A 15,100-nucleotide genomic window follows, 5' to 3' on the forward strand; every position below is an offset into this window, starting at 1 on the left:
TGTTTTTTATTTATGTAAATTACTTTTTCACTTCTACATGATGAAGAGATTCTTTTTCATCTCTTACATAACTATTTACAAGACTTAAAAGTAATTTACCACCAATTAACATCGCTTGTTCATCAAAATCAAATTGAGGATGATGATGTGGATATGTTGCTCCTATTTCTTCATTACCCGCACCTGTGAAGAAAAATGCTCCAGGAACATGGTCTAAGTAGTATGCAAAATCTTCTCCCCCCATAATAGGTGGTACTTCCATGACCCGTTCTCTGCCAAGATCACGTTCCGCAACCGTCATAAAATGACGTGTTTCATCTACATGATTTATTAATATTGGATAGCCTCGTTTATATTGAATATTAACTTCAGCATGAAGAGACTGACAAATCCCTTCAACAACTCGTTTAAATTCCTTCTCCATATATTCTCTCACTTCAGGATCTAGCGTTCGAATGGTCCCTGTAAATGTAGCAGTATCTGCAATAATATTATCTGCTTGACCAGCATGAAATGTGCCTACTGTTAATACTGCAGATTGAAGCGGATCTACTTTTCTACTAACTAAAAGTTGTAATTGGTTAATAACTTGCGTTGCAACGATAATAGCATCTACAGTATGATGCGGCATACCTCCATGACCACCTCGCCCTTGAACCTTCACTTCAAAAGAATCAGCTGCTGCCATCATTGCTCCAGCTCTTGCCCCAACAATTCCTAATGGCATTTGAGAAGATAAATGTGTACCAAATACAACATCTACTCCCTCTAAACAACCATCCTCAATCATGGCAATTGCCCCACCAGGTTCTTTTTCTTCTGCATGTTGATGTATAAGAACTATTTTTCCAGAAAGCTGATCTCTATGGTCACTTAATATTTTTGCAACTCCTAAAAGTGTTGCTGTATGTCCATCATGCCCACAAGCGTGCATTACACCAGGAATCTTTGATTTATATGAAACTTGCTTTTCATCTTGGATAGGTAGCGCATCGAAATCAGCACGTAGCGCTATCGTCTTCCCAGGTCTTCCACCTTCAATTACTCCGATTACTCCTCTGCCCCCGATATTTGTTTTCACCTCAATATGAAAACTTTTTAAGATTTCAGCTACTTTTCTCGGCGTTTCTATTTCTTGAAACGATAGCTCTGGATATTGATGAAAATCTCTTCGCCATGAAACTATTTGGTTATATAAACTTTCCAATTCTTTATGCCATGTTTCTATCATAGAAATTCCCCTTTCTTTATTTAACACATTAAATAAAACTTACATAACATTCAGTATTTAATCAATAAAAAAGAGAACTTTCTCTAAAAGTCCTCCTACTATTCTAGTCACTATTTTGCTTCAACACAAAAACTGAAAGTTCAGGTACACTCAAAAATCTAACAGGCATCCTAGTAGTCCCAATGCCACGATTTACATATAAATATAACGGCTTACTCTTCCCCTCTACTTCATACATACCTTCAACATAGTTCTCAGCTAGTTTGGTAGTAATTAACGGACCTACGAAAGGAATTTGGACTTGTCCTCCGTGACTATGTCCTGACAGTTGAAGATCAACTGGGTAACGATTTATTTTGGTTACAACATCCGGCTCATGTACTAATAACATGTTGAAATCATTTTGTTTCAAGTTTTTTAAAGTTGAATCTATTTGCGGCTTCCCTAATAGAAAATCATCCAAACCTGATATTGTAATATATTTGCCGTTTTCCACTTTAATTTTCTGCACTCCATTTACTAATACAGAAAAACCAGCTTCCTCCATATATTTTTTGTAAAATAAACTACCGCCCCCGCCCCTATCATGATTCCCAAACACAGCGTATTTCCCTAAGGGAGCGTAAATTTTCTGCAAAATAGCCTTCGCTTCTTCTCTTTCCGCATTATAAGACCCAAATTTATCTATTAAATCTCCGGTAAAAACTACTATATCTGGATGTAATTCATTCATCTTCTCCACTAAATGTTCAAGTTGTTTCAGTGTAAACTCTGGTCCTAAATGTACATCTGAAAACTGTAATATTTTTTTATTATTAAATTCTTTAGGAATTGCAGAAGCTTCTATTTCATTCCATGTAACCGTTACTAGTTTTCGTTCTATTTCTGTCGCATAATAATACAAACTTACTGGTATCATTAATATACTTATAAAACTAATAATAAATATCTTTTTGATTGATTTTTTTCGTTCTTTTTTTACATGATTCGTATTCATGTTTTCACCTCTAGAAACACTTTAAATCCTTATTGTTACATTAATGTGACAACATGAACAATGTTATTAATATGTAATTCCCTCCATATTCACTTTGACAATTTTATACAGAAGTCATAACATATTTTTATAATACGTAGATTTTTGAATTTTTTCTATTCATTCCATCATTTTATTACGGAGGGGTTATTCATGTCTGTATTTACACCAGAAGAAATTACGGAACTTGCTGCGAATTCAGGAAGGAAAAAAGCTCATTTATCATTGCTCCCTATGCTAATTCTTGGTTTTTTTGGTGGTGCTTTTATCGCATTAGGGTATTTACTCGATATTCATGTTATTGGGACAATGCCAAAATATTGGGGATCATTTTCTAGTTTTCTAGGCGCTGCTGTATTCCCTATTGGTCTTATTCTCGTTATTCTTGCAGGCGGTGAACTAATAACTGGTAACATGATGACAGTTTCTATGGCCTGGCTCCAAAAGAAAATTACTTTATTTCATTTCATACGAAATTTAGTTATTGTTACATTTAGCAATTTCATAGGAGCTGTATTCGTAGCCTATTTTTTCGGTCATATCGTTGGCTTAACTGAAGGAGCTTTTTTAGCGAAAACTATTTCTATCGCTCAAGCGAAACTACAAGATACACCATTGCAAGCATTTATTTCTGCAATCGGATGTAATTGGCTCGTTTGTTTAGCTGTTTGGCTCAGTATGGGAAGTAAAGAATTTATCGGAAAGATTATCGGTATTTGGTTCCCAGTTATGACTTTTGTTGCGATTGGATTTCAACACGTTGTAGCAAATATGTTTGTCATCCCAGCCGCAATTTTTGCCGGTCATTTCACTTGGGCTGAATATTTTCCAAACTTTATTTTTGTTTTCTTTGGAAATTTAGTAGGAGGTATGTTATTTGTAGCACTACCTTACTTCATATCTTATAATAAGAAACTACCTTCTCATCAAGAGAAGACTGAAATGAAGAACAAATCTCTGTCCGCTTAAATGGAATGTCTATAAAGTGTCCTAAAAAATATTACAAATTTCATTTTTTTTTGCGAATATATGTACGTACACTTGTTCTCGAATGTTTTATACGTTATAATAACAACTTAAATAGCATTATTTACATATGAGGTGAAAAACATGAACAAAACAGAATTAATTAAAAACGTAGCACAAAATGCTGAGATTTCTCAAAAAGAAGCTACTGTAGTTGTACAAACTGTAGTAGAATCAATCACTAACACTTTAGCTGCTGGTGAAAAAGTACAACTTATCGGATTCGGTACATTCGAAGTTCGTGAAAGAGCTGCTCGTACAGGCCGTAACCCACAAACTGGTGAAGAAATGCAAATCGCAGCTTCTAAAGTACCTGCTTTCAAAGCTGGTAAAGAACTAAAAGAAGCTGTAAAATAATGAAAAATATCCTTCTCATTTATGAGAAGGATATTTTTTTCATAACATAATTAATAAAAATCTGACCATTATGCTGTTTCTTTTGTTCTTTTATGCAAATAAAACCTTTACTTTCAAAAAAAGTTTTTGCGGTAATGCTCGCCTCTGTATATATCTCCCTATGCCCCAATTTCACTGCTTCTTTTTCTAACTTCTGTAGTATGTATGAAGCGACTCTTTTCCCTTGATAATCTTTATGCGTAAATAAGCGATCCACGTAATGATCATCGTTATAATCTCCAAACCCCACAATCACACCGTTATGATCCGCTACATAACTAATATTCTTTTCTAAAGACTTTAACCAGCTTTCTCTATCTAGTCGATCCGGTGCCCACGCCTGTAGCTGTAACTCATTATAATCTTTTGCATTAACCGTATGAACTGTTTCATAGAACAATTGTAATACTTGATCTAAATTTTCTTTCTGGAATGTTCTAATTATAATATCTTTTAACATATATAAGTCTCCTTACCAAACTACCTCTTTACTTTTCTACTATATACGACTCCATATTTCTTCTTTATTATATCGTTTTAATTTCTATACGAACAAAAAACAATACTTATTCAAAGTATTGTTTTTTAATTCTATTCAATTACTTAATGTAGCTTTTTAAGCTTTTAATTTAACTCTTTGTAATCGTAATGCATTTAATACAACAGATACAGAACTAAATGCCATCGCTGCTCCAGCAACCCAAGGTGCTAAGAAGCCTAATGCCGCAATTGGAATTCCTAACGCGTTATAAGCTAATGCCCAGAATAAATTTTGTTTAATATTTCTTATCGTCATTTTACTCATAAAGATCGCATCAGCAATACTATTTAAGTCACCGCGGATTAACGTTATATCCGCTGCTTCCATCGCTACATCCGTTCCCGTTCCAATTGCCATACCAATGTTCGCTGTAGCAAGAGCAGGAGCATCATTTATCCCATCTCCAACCATCGCTACTTTCTTACCATTTGCTTGCAATTTTTTCACTTCTTCTGCTTTTCCTTCTGGCAATACTTCTGCAATTACGTGATCAATACCAACTTGCTTTGCAATCGCCTGAGCAGTTTGTGTATTATCTCCTGTAATCATCACAACGTCTAGACCCATTTTTTTCATTCTTGTGATAGCTGCTTTTGAAGTATCTTTCACAGTATCTGCAACGGCAACTATACCAGCATATTCTTTATCGATTGCAATAAGCATTGCTGTTTTTCCTTCTCGTTCTAGCTCTTCCATTGATTTTGAAACTTCTTCAATATCAATATTGAATTTCTTCATTAATCGACGTGTGCCAATTAATAATTGTTTTCCTTCTACGACTGATTCGATACCGAATCCAGGAATCGCTTCAAACGTTTCTGAACTTGGAATATCAATTTTCTTTTCTTTAATTCCTTCTACAATCGCTTCTGCAAGTGGGTGTTCAGAATTTTTTTCTGCCGCACCTACTAAACGTAGTATTTCTTCTTCATGGAATCCATCTGCTACAATTATATCTGTTAACACAGGCTTTCCGTTTGTCACAGTACCTGTTTTATCTAGAATAACTGTATCTAATCGATGCGTTGCTTCTAAATGCTCTCCGCCTTTAAATAAAATACCATACTCAGCTGATCTTCCTGATCCTGCCATAATAGATGTAGGCGTTGCAAGACCTAATGCACATGGACAAGCGATAACAAGTACTGCTATCATTTTCTCAAGCGCTCCGCCAAAATCACCAGGTGTAACAAATATCATCCATACTGCAAATGTGATAATCGCAATCACAACTACAACCGGTACGAAAATACCTGAAATTTGATCCGCTACCCTTTGAATAGGAGCTTTTGAACCTTGTGCCTCTTCTACTACTTTAATAATTTGAGCTAATGCAGTATCTCTGCCTACTTTAGTTGCTTTCACTTTTAAAAAACCATTTTTATTTATTGTCGAACCTATTACTACATCCCCAATTGACTTATCAACAGGAATACTTTCACCCGTTAACATCGATTCATCAATCGCTGATTTTCCTTCTACAATCTCACCATCTACTGGTATTTTTTCACCAGGCTTTACATAGACGATATCACCAGCTACTACTTCTTCAATCAAAATTTTTATTTCTGTTCCATCTCGCACAACTGTAGCTGTCTTCGCTTGTAAACCCATCAATTTTTTAATCGCTTCTGATGAGCGCCCTTTTGCTTTCGCTTCAAATAATTTACCTAAAATAATTAATGTAATAAGTACCGCACTCGTTTCAAAATATAAATCTGTCATATGTTCCGAAGAACCAATAGATTGAATACTTAAATATACACTATAGAAATACGCGGCCGACGTTCCAAGCGCCACGAGAACATCCATATTAGCACTTTTATTACGTAACGCTTTATAAGCCCCAACATAAAACTGTCCACCAATGATAAATTGAACAGGAGTTGCAAGTGCTAGTTGCACCCAAGGGTTCATTAACATATCTGGTAAATAAATAAACGACGTAAATGCGAAATGACTAACCATTGCCCACAATAATGGGAAAGATAAAATAAACGAAATAATAAACTTCTTCTTTTGTCTTTCAATTTCTTGTAGTCGATGATCAGTTGATGCATCTTGATCATCTAGTTTCACTTCTAATTTATATCCTAGCTTCGTAATCGCGCTCTTCATTTCATTTACATTAACTTCATCAGGATTAAAGTCTACTGTGGCTGATTCTAAAGCAAAATTTACTGTCGCCTTGTTCACACCATCTAACTTATTTAAACGCTTTTCAACTCTATTTGCACATGCTGCACATGTCATTCCTGAAACAGTAAATTCAGCTTTATCACTTACAATTCCATATCCTAATGATTCAACTTTTTCTTTAAATTGTTGCGGATTTGTTTTAGTTGGATCGTACATTATTTTTGTTTTTTCAAGCGCAAAATTTACATTTGCCTCATGAACACCTTCTACTTTTTTTAGACCTTTTTCAATTCTATTTGCACATGCCGCACATGTCATTCCTGATATTTGAAGATTGGCCTCTTTTTTTTCATTCATGTCTCTCACCTCTATATACCCTTATGAGGTATAATTATTAGCAAAATAAATCGTACTTCATTTAAAGTACGATTTATTTCCATATCTAAAAATAATTATTGAACATCGTATCCTTGATCTTCGATTACAGCAACGATATCTTTTAATGTTACAGCAGACGAGTCGATAGTAACTTCAACAGTTCCTTCTGCTAATTGAACCTTCACTTGTTCAACACCGTTTAGCTCTTTCACACTGCTTTCGATAGCATTTACACAATGTCCACAAGACATACCTTCAACTTGTAATGTTAACTGTTCCATTTAAAATCCTCCTCTTGTTTATTCATTGTTTGTTAATCACAATTACATCTTACCATACCCCCCTAAGGTAATCAATGGTTTTATATCATGATTTTTCAATTATTTTCTAAAAGTTTATTTTACACACACTTTTTCACTACAATACACCAAAATCCAATATAAGGGTAAACAAAAAAACAAGCCAGTTAAATACTAGCTTGTTTTTACGCTTTTGAAAAACGTTCAAATACTGTCATTAATTCTTCAATTGCTTCGTCACCATTTCCATTTTTAATAGCTCCTGAAACACAATGACTCGTATGATTTTTGAGAACGCCCATTCCTACTTTTTTCATCGCTGCATTAATCGCTGAAATTTGCACTAAAATATCTACGCAATAACGATCATTTTCAATCATGTTTTGAATACCGCGGACCTGTCCTTCAATTCTCTTTAATCTATTTATAATCTGTTCTTTTTCTTTTTCTGATCTATGTGTTACTGCTTCATGCTCTTTATGATCCATATTATCACCTTCTTAAAGTTTCTCTTCATCCAATAAAACAATTGTTTTTTATGAGTATACCAATTATAGCATTAAATATCTACGCATGATACCCCATAAGAGTATATTTACACTTTATGATTATTCTTAACAACTCATTAGCTTCTTAATCTCAATTTTCAGTATACCCTTTCCTTTTTGCCGAAAAAATCATTATATCTCTCATCAAAATTCAATAAAGTGAAACAAGAATAAGCGGGGATTACCCGCCCCCGCTTATTCTTCGTCTATAATGTTTAAATTTTAATTTTCAGATATTTAATCCAAGAATTTTTTCTTTCCATATATAATTATTGCTGATCACATACTTTTGTATCATTCACTACTGAAGTTCCTTCAACGGTTACCGTATGAAAACAGTCATTTACTCGAACTGTCACAACATTATCTTGCCGATCAATGATATGATATTCATTAAAATTTTTATTTAGAGCACTGCGAATTTGTTCTCCTTCATAAATTGGGATGCCATGCGATAGAACCCAAATAAGTCCAGCGATAGCAAGAATAGTTTTCATACGATCTACCTCCTTGGGAATATAGTGAACTTTTAATCCATGCTTTTTCAGCTCTAAGAATCATGATTGGAATAAACCAAGCCTTTTTGGAAATAAGTTCATTTCGTCTATTTTATGTTTATGCTAATTGTGACCGATTTGTGACAACTTTTTGTCTCTTTAGACGAAAAGTTGAAACAAAACTTTCAAAAAGAACAATTCTACATATTAAAAAGGTTATGGAATGTTTCATCCATAACCTTTTTAAGCTCAATTCTACAACTCATCCACCGTACTTCATGTGATCTTTGTAGACTTGTTTTATTTTCGTTCAGTGGCATCAAAGCAAAACTTCGAAAATACTTCCCACACAAGTTCATTTCTGCTACTTACCCCAGTCTTTTCAAAAATGGATTTTAAATGATCTTGTACCGTGTATATAGATATACAAAGTTCTTGGGCTAATTCCTTTGTCGACATACCTGTAAGAATTTTACGTATTACTTGCTTCTCACGCATTGTAAAACTATAAGTTTCCATAATAAGTGGAAAAATCTCTTCCGGTCTTGCTCTTTCGAATAGAACAATATAACCATCTTGCAAACTACTTGTATGTTCTAACTTACTAGCCCGAATGATTAAAAAATGGCCATAGGCTAAAGGTAGACAAACTTTTTCTTCTCTATTCATACACCCTACATTATACTCGTTAGCCTTTACTTTCGAACAAACTGCACGTATTGGTCTTGGTATTTCTTTTATATTTAACTGTTCATACTTTCTAAGATTTGAAAGCCACTCGCTGCCATCTTGATTCCAATATAATACATTAAATTCCTCACTTACTATAATCGTGCCTGTGCCTATCACCTTCTCTTCTGAAAAAGGTATAGGAACTGCCTTCTTTAAAGCCTCTCCAGCAATTGGGACTATCGTTGCTAAGTACTTACAATCATCGATATGAAACGCGGGACTTGTACTTCCTCGAAATAAACTAAGATGGCCATAACATTTTCCCTTACTCATACAAACGCCCCTTAATTCATCTCCAAAATTTGCTGGTTTTAAAATATTTCGGTATCTCGAACTTTTCTTTTGTTCACCATTTGTCGCCATACTTAGAGAAGCAACATGAGGGGAGTGTTCTGTTAAACATTTAAATTTATTAAAATCATCTTCTAAAAATTCATTCATAAACAATTGTGGATGAATCTTTTCAACACTCTCATCGGTAAATGCCCCAGTAGATAAAAAAGAAATCGGGTCTATAGTTGTAAAACAAGCGGCGTCAAAATCAATGACTTTACGTATCAAGTGGAGAAATGACTCTTGAAATGACCTTATAGAACTTATATGATTCGCCACCATTGTAATTTCTTTCATTGTTTTTTCATGCATCCTCTTCCCCCCCAGATTTACGGGATTGTTCCCCTTCATAATTTCATTTCATAATAAACCTATAAAACACATACTTAGGAGGTTTAAAATGAATTGGAATGATACTACCGTAAATTCATATGAACAAAGAATTCCATGTAAAATCCCAGGCTACTACCACTTATATGAAATGATGAATCATTTCTTGTTTACTACACTCCCTAAAAAGAATATCAATCCCAATTTGCTAGTTATAGGTGCTGGTGGCGGACAAGAAATTCTCTCAATAGGCAAACAAAATAGTAATTTATCTTTTACAGGTGTCGATCCATCTGAAAGCATGCTACAGTTAGCTAAAAAAAGAATTAAAAACGAAGGCATACAAAATCATGTTCATCTTGTACATGGAACTATCCACACATTATTACCAAATCAGTTATTTGACGCTGCCACCTGTATGCTTGTCCTGCACTTCATTCCAACTAATAAGGAGAAAAAAGAACTTATTAATGACATCAGTAGTCGCCTAAAGCCTGGTGCGCCATTCTTTCTCTCTTCAATAAATGGTGTGCCCCATACGAGTATATTTTCTACACAATTACATGCTTGGCGCAACCATATGACGCAAAATCAAATTCCATTAGAAGATTGGGACCGATTTGAAAATTCTTTTGAAACAGAAATATTCCCTATTTCCGAAGCTAATTTATTAACTATCATGAAGGAATGTGGCTTTACTCAAATGACTCGCTTTTTCACTAGTTTTTTAATTGATGGATACGTTGCCTTTAAACAATAAGGAAAAAAGGTAAGCAATTGCTTACCTTTTTTCCTATACGTAACTAATAAACCTCAACCCTTTACTTAAAGACGTCGGCACAACAGATGCATGATTCTCCCCTTCAGCTTCATAAAACTTAAATTTAAGTTTATCGTGGTTTACTTGGAGAAGGCGCTCTGATAATTCATTTGCACCTACAACCATATGCTCTCGTTCTAGTGACCCAACTGTAAGGAACACTCCTGTTTCAAACTTAGCATTGTTTAATTCATGTATAAGGCTCTCTTCTTTTTCAAGAACGGATTTATTATTCCACCATATAGATGGACTACTAATAAAATAATTTTGAAAAGCATTTAAGTTTGTAAATAGTATATGCAAAGCAAATAGTCCACCTAAAGAATGTCCAAATAACGTTTGCTTACTTTTATCAATCTCAAAATTCTTTTCAATTTGTGGTTTCAGTTCTTCTTCAATAAAAGTAAAGAAATTATGTGCTCCTCCTGTTTTAGGCCACGGTTTACCGTCTGGTTTTAAAGGGGCATCTTTTGAAATTACGCTAGGCGTAAAATCATAGCATCTTTCTTCCCCTGAAAATGCGCCTTCAATTGGATACCCCACTCCTACTATAATAGCTGGTGAAACACCGGTTTTTTCCGCTCTTACTGATTGTATTTTAACTGCTTCATGAAATGTTTGAAAAAAGGCATTGCCATCTAATACGTAAATAACAGGATATCCTGAATCCGGTGCTGGTTGCCTCGGCTTTGAAATATGAATTTGATATTCCTTACCTTCTAATTTTGAATACATTTTCCACTGCTCTGTATTAAATGTTATAATCTGCTGTTTTTCAATTGTAGTATTCACCCTATCCCCCCCTTTTAACTTGTTACATATATTTCGATTTTTTCTTCTTGAGATACAACGCTATCATAACCGAAACAAACAGGAGCCCCATTATACGGATCAATCATGACACGCGCATCAATATGAAATACTTCTTTTAACACTTCATTTGTAATGATTTCTTCTGGGCTACCAGTTGTAACAATTTCGCCTTCCTTCATTGCAATAATTTCATCTGAAAACCTTGATGCATGGTTAATATCATGTAATACCATAACAACCGTACAATTATGTTCTTTATTTAACTTCTCCACAATTTGTAATACATCTAATTGATGAGACATATCAAGGTATGTAGTTGGCTCATCTAATAGCAACACTTCTGTCTCTTGTGCTAATGCCATCGCTAGCCATACCTTTTGTCTTTGACCGCCTGATAAATTTGCAATTTGTCTCGTTCGAAATTCAGAAGTTTTCGTTATATCTAATGCCCAATCAATCATTTCTTTATCTTTTGTCGTTAACTTATTTACGTTATTGCGATGTGGATAGCGTCCATAAGAAATTAATTCTTCCACTTTAAGTTCACCTGGTGCAATTGGAGTTTGCGGGAGTAAAGCTAACTGCTTCGCAATTTCTTTCGTTGGAATTGTATGTAAATCTTGCCCTTGCAAATATACTTTTCCGCTTTTTTGTTTTAAAATTCTTCCCATCGTTTTTAACAATGTCGATTTACCGCAACCGTTTGGGCCTATAATTGTCGTTACTTTTCCTTCTTGTATTTCCACATTTAAATCGCGAAACACTGTAAGCTTTTCATAACTTGTTTCTAAATTTTTTGCACTTAAAATACTCACTTTTATTCCTCCTCTTACGCTTTCGCCTTATAAAGTAAATATAAGAAATACGGTACACCGACAATAGAAATAACGATTCCAACTGGTAGCTCTACAGGTGTGAAAACTGTTTTCGCAATAAAGTCTGAAGCAATTACAAGAAACATTCCGATTACGCCGCACGTAGGAATTATATACTTATGTTGAATACCGACAAGCCTTTTCGCTATATGCGGTGCCATTAAGCCAATAAAACCGATACTCCCTGAAACAGCAACACATGCGCTCACAAGCCCGATACTACTTAATAGTAAAATCGATTTCTCTCTTTCTACTGAAACACCTAAACTTGTAATACTCGTTTCTTCCAATTGAAATAAATCTAATAAATAAGCTTTCTTTTGTATAAGCGGAATTAAGATAATAAGCCATGGTAACATAGCCACAATATACTTCCAGTTCGCACTATATATGCTTCCAGACACCCACACTGCAGCCATTTCAAAATCAGTTGACTTCATTTTGAGTGATAAATACATAGAAAAGGCTCCAAATCCTGATCCAATTGCAATCCCTGTTAATAAAAGTCGCTGTGAATCTAATTTACCGTTTTTCCAAGAAAACAGATAAATGATGATAGCTGCACCTAATCCGCCTACTAAACCAAACATTGGCATCATCATAATAGAAACCCAGTCTGTGCTTTTTAATTGTCCTTGAAAGAAAAACATAAAAATGACGATCGCTGTTCCTGCTCCGGCATTTACGCCTAAAATACCTGGGTCCGCCAACCCATTTCTCGTAATCCCTTGAATAACGGCACCCGCAACACCAAGGCCTAATCCTACTAATCCAGCAATTATGATGCGCGGAAGGCGAAACTCAAAAATAACTAAATCATGTTCTGGTACTGGATCAATTCTAAACAGTGTTTTAAATACATCTGTAATCGTAATGTCGAACGTACCATTTGTTAAACTAATATAAATAGCACATAGTATTAAAAATATAATAATCCCCATCGTCATTCCGAAACGTTGACTTGAACTTTTAAGCATGTCTCTCTCCTCCTCTAGTACGGATTAAATAAAGGAAGAAAGGAATTCCAATTAAAGAGGTAACGACTCCAATAGGTGTTTCAAATGGATAGTTTACAAATCTACTTAAAACGTCACATAACGCTAAGAAAACGCCACCAATAACTCCTGCACATGGCAAAATCCACTTATAATCTACCCCAATTATAAAGCGGGTAATGTGCGGAATAATTAAACCTACAAAACCAACTTTCCCCACTAAAGCAACTGCTGTTCCTGTTAAAAAGATAACTGATAAAATTGCCATCGCTTTAACTAGTTTTGTACGTTGCCCTAAATTAATAGAAACCTCTTCGCCTAATGAAAGAATGGTAATAGATTTTGATATTAACAGTGCTAAAATTATTCCAATTATCCCAAACGGTATCGTGATTTTAATGATATTAGGATCTACTTGATCTAACTTTGCATTAAACCAAAAACTAACATTTTGAGAAATTTGGAAATACGAAGCCATTGCAGCCGATACACTACTTAAAAATGTTCCAATAACTGTTCCTATAATCGCTAACCTAACTGGTGATAAGCCATTTTGAAGGAGCGAACCAAAACCAAACACGATACCGGCTCCTAGTGCAGAACCAATCATTGAACATAAAACCATACCAATTGATGACATTCCCGGAAGAAAAATCATGCTAAGTGTAATAACAAAGGCAGCACCATCCGTCACACCCATAATAGAAGGGGATGCAAGATAGTTTCTTGTCATCCCCTGCATAAGTGCTCCTGATATGGCTAGAAATGCTCCGACTAAAAGAGCTGCAACTACCCTTGGTAAACGTGAAGTAATAATAATATTATGATTTACATCGCTTGAATCAAAATGAAATAATGCGTTCCACACTGTTTCAGCGTCAATACTTTTTGCCCCATACAAAATCGAAAGTATAACTGTAAATAAGATGAGTATGGGTGCTATACATAATATAGTTACTGGTACTGCATTTGTTTTCTGCATATCATTCAACGCACCTTACTTATTGTATTATTTAGATAAATTTTTCACTGCTTCTTTTAAGAATGCTGTTTTACTCCAAGCTGTACCACCTTGTGCCATTGGGTCTACAACATTTACAAATACTTTCTTTTCTTTCGCAGCGTTCATACTTTGCCAAATTGGATTATTTTCAATGTCTTCTAGCACTTTCGGTTTATTATTTTCACTTGCCTCGTATTGTAAGAAGATATAATCAGGATTAACTTCAGCTAATTTTTCTAAAGAAATTTTTTCTTGTGCTTTTACCGTTTTAAGTTGTTCTGGAGCAGTTAGTCCAAGATCTTTATAAATTACGGGGTTAAAGTATACTCCTTCTGGGTATAGGAATAAGTCATTTGCTCTTAGTCTAATGACAAGTACTTTTTTATCTTTTAACTTATCTCCTAGTTTTGCTTTTGCTTTTTCAGCATCCGAATTGTAGTCTTTAATAATTTTTTCTGCTTTATCTTTTTTACCAGTTAATTCTCCCATTAACTTTAAGTTATCTTCCCAATTTGTTGAAACGTGTGATACCGGGAATGTAGGAGCTACTTTCGTAAACTTTTCAGCTGTTTCTGCTGGGAATTTCGTACTTGATGTAATAACGTCTGGTTTTAATTGAAGTAATGTTTCGAAATTTGGTTCCATTTTCTCACCAACAGATTTCGCACCTTCTAAATCTTTCTCAAGATACTTCGGTAATTTACCACCCACAGTAATGGCACCAACTGGTTTAATTCCAAGTACTGCCGCATCTTCCATTGACTCTAAACTAGCTGTCGCAATTTTATCTACTTTTGCTGGCACTGTATATTCTTTACCTAAATATGTAATTTTTCGCTTTTCATCTTTTTTCGTTTCCGTAGCTTTCGTCTGTTGTTTTTGCTCGCCTGAAGTTTTATCCGTACTATTACATGCCGCTAAACCTACACTTAAAACTGTAACCATCCCTAAAGTAAATAATTTCTTGTTCATCTTTATATGTCTCCTCTCGAATTTTCAAACTATATTCTCAATAAAATTTAACTATATGAAACTTGTCTTACATATATATTTCATTAGATTAATAATTCTATCCAGAACTCATTCTCGTTCACTTCCCCTAAGCTAT

Annotated in this window: 16 protein-coding genes; 3 read left to right on the forward strand and 13 right to left on the reverse strand. The window is 34.6% G+C overall.

Annotated elements, in window-relative coordinates; genetic code table 11:
* Positions 1 to 19: 19 nt before the first annotated feature.
* Both RT27_RS12730 and RT27_RS12735 read right to left on the reverse strand, forming a co-directional pair.
* The gene (locus RT27_RS12730; RefSeq protein ID WP_016080593.1) at positions 20 to 1,231 is read right to left on the reverse strand and encodes an amidohydrolase; all 1,212 of its coding nucleotides are present in this window, start codon (positions 1,229 to 1,231) and stop codon (positions 20 to 22) included.
* A 103-nt stretch (positions 1,232 to 1,334) separates the two neighbouring features.
* Positions 1,335 to 2,228, reverse strand: coding sequence for a metallophosphoesterase (locus RT27_RS12735; protein ID WP_029443077.1), 894 nt, complete (start codon positions 2,226 to 2,228; stop codon positions 1,335 to 1,337).
* A 192-nt stretch (positions 2,229 to 2,420) separates the two neighbouring features.
* On the opposite strand from RT27_RS12735, the gene RT27_RS12740 reads away from it, so the two are divergent.
* Entirely contained in the window at positions 2,421 to 3,236 is an 816-nt protein-coding gene (locus RT27_RS12740) for a formate/nitrite transporter family protein (protein WP_016080591.1), read from the forward strand.
* A gap of 141 nt (positions 3,237 to 3,377) precedes the next feature.
* Positions 3,378 to 3,650 carry an HU family DNA-binding protein gene (locus tag RT27_RS12745; protein WP_001043904.1) on the forward strand — a complete coding sequence of 91 codons (273 nt, stop codon included), beginning with the start codon at positions 3,378 to 3,380 and terminating at the stop codon, positions 3,648 to 3,650.
* A gap of 19 nt (positions 3,651 to 3,669) precedes the next feature.
* Here the strand turns inward: RT27_RS12745 and RT27_RS12750 are convergent, their stop codons facing one another.
* The 6 genes from RT27_RS12750 to RT27_RS12775 all read right to left on the reverse strand — a co-directional run bounded on the left by RT27_RS12750 (position 3,670) and on the right by RT27_RS12775 (position 9,468).
* Positions 3,670 to 4,149, reverse strand: a complete 480-nt coding sequence (locus RT27_RS12750; protein WP_043936357.1) for a GNAT family N-acetyltransferase — start codon at positions 4,147 to 4,149, stop codon at positions 3,670 to 3,672.
* Between the two features lie 156 nt (positions 4,150 to 4,305).
* The gene (locus RT27_RS12755; protein WP_043936358.1) at positions 4,306 to 6,726 is read right to left on the reverse strand and encodes a heavy metal translocating P-type ATPase; all 2,421 of its coding nucleotides are present in this window, start codon (positions 6,724 to 6,726) and stop codon (positions 4,306 to 4,308) included.
* Positions 6,727 to 6,821: 95 nt separating this feature from the next.
* Positions 6,822 to 7,028 carry a copper chaperone CopZ gene (gene copZ / locus RT27_RS12760; protein ID WP_000436973.1) on the reverse strand — a complete coding sequence of 69 codons (207 nt, stop codon included), beginning with the start codon at positions 7,026 to 7,028 and terminating at the stop codon, positions 6,822 to 6,824.
* A 203-nt stretch (positions 7,029 to 7,231) separates the two neighbouring features.
* The gene (locus RT27_RS12765; RefSeq protein WP_000349637.1) at positions 7,232 to 7,534 is read right to left on the reverse strand and encodes a metal-sensing transcriptional repressor; all 303 of its coding nucleotides are present in this window, start codon (positions 7,532 to 7,534) and stop codon (positions 7,232 to 7,234) included.
* A gap of 329 nt (positions 7,535 to 7,863) precedes the next feature.
* Positions 7,864 to 8,091: a hypothetical protein gene (locus RT27_RS12770; RefSeq protein WP_000849103.1), complete on the reverse strand. Its 228-nt coding sequence runs from the start codon at positions 8,089 to 8,091 to the stop codon at positions 7,864 to 7,866.
* A gap of 300 nt (positions 8,092 to 8,391) precedes the next feature.
* Complete coding sequence (locus RT27_RS12775) at positions 8,392 to 9,468, reverse strand: helix-turn-helix transcriptional regulator (protein WP_043936359.1); 1,077 nt, start codon at positions 9,466 to 9,468, stop codon at positions 8,392 to 8,394.
* 88 nt (positions 9,469 to 9,556) lie between these two features.
* Here RT27_RS12775 and RT27_RS12780 point away from each other — a divergent pair, with 88 nt between their 5' ends.
* Positions 9,557 to 10,246 (forward strand): class I SAM-dependent methyltransferase, encoded by a 690-nt coding sequence (locus tag RT27_RS12780; RefSeq protein ID WP_029443080.1) that lies wholly within the window; start codon positions 9,557 to 9,559, stop codon positions 10,244 to 10,246.
* A gap of 33 nt (positions 10,247 to 10,279) precedes the next feature.
* Here RT27_RS12780 and RT27_RS12785 read toward each other — a convergent pair whose 3' ends face one another.
* The 5 genes from RT27_RS12785 to RT27_RS12805 are packed head-to-tail and all read right to left on the reverse strand — an operon-like array spanning position 10,280 to position 14,964.
* Entirely contained in the window at positions 10,280 to 11,098 is an 819-nt protein-coding gene (locus RT27_RS12785) for an alpha/beta hydrolase-fold protein (RefSeq protein ID WP_043936360.1), read from the reverse strand.
* A 14-nt stretch (positions 11,099 to 11,112) separates the two neighbouring features.
* A complete protein-coding gene (locus tag RT27_RS12790; protein ID WP_000025766.1) occupies positions 11,113 to 11,934 on the reverse strand; it encodes an ABC transporter ATP-binding protein in 822 nt (273 codons plus the stop codon).
* 14 nt (positions 11,935 to 11,948) lie between these two features.
* On the reverse strand, positions 11,949 to 12,971 hold the full coding sequence (locus tag RT27_RS12795; protein ID WP_016080584.1) for an iron ABC transporter permease: 1,023 nt from the start codon (positions 12,969 to 12,971) through the stop codon (positions 11,949 to 11,951).
* Positions 12,964 to 13,971, reverse strand: a complete 1,008-nt coding sequence (locus RT27_RS12800; RefSeq protein WP_001173064.1) for an iron ABC transporter permease — start codon at positions 13,969 to 13,971, stop codon at positions 12,964 to 12,966. The genes RT27_RS12795 and RT27_RS12800 overlap by 8 nt, the downstream gene beginning before the upstream one ends.
* Positions 13,972 to 13,998: 27 nt before the next feature.
* Positions 13,999 to 14,964, reverse strand: a complete 966-nt coding sequence (locus tag RT27_RS12805) for an iron-hydroxamate ABC transporter substrate-binding protein (RefSeq protein WP_016080583.1) — start codon at positions 14,962 to 14,964, stop codon at positions 13,999 to 14,001.
* Positions 14,965 to 15,100 lie beyond the last annotated feature (136 nt).

Source organism: Bacillus sp. L_1B0_5 (genome assembly GCF_000836715.1).
GTDB classification, from domain to species: Bacteria; Bacillota; Bacilli; order Bacillales; family Bacillaceae_G; genus Bacillus_A; species Bacillus_A thuringiensis_S.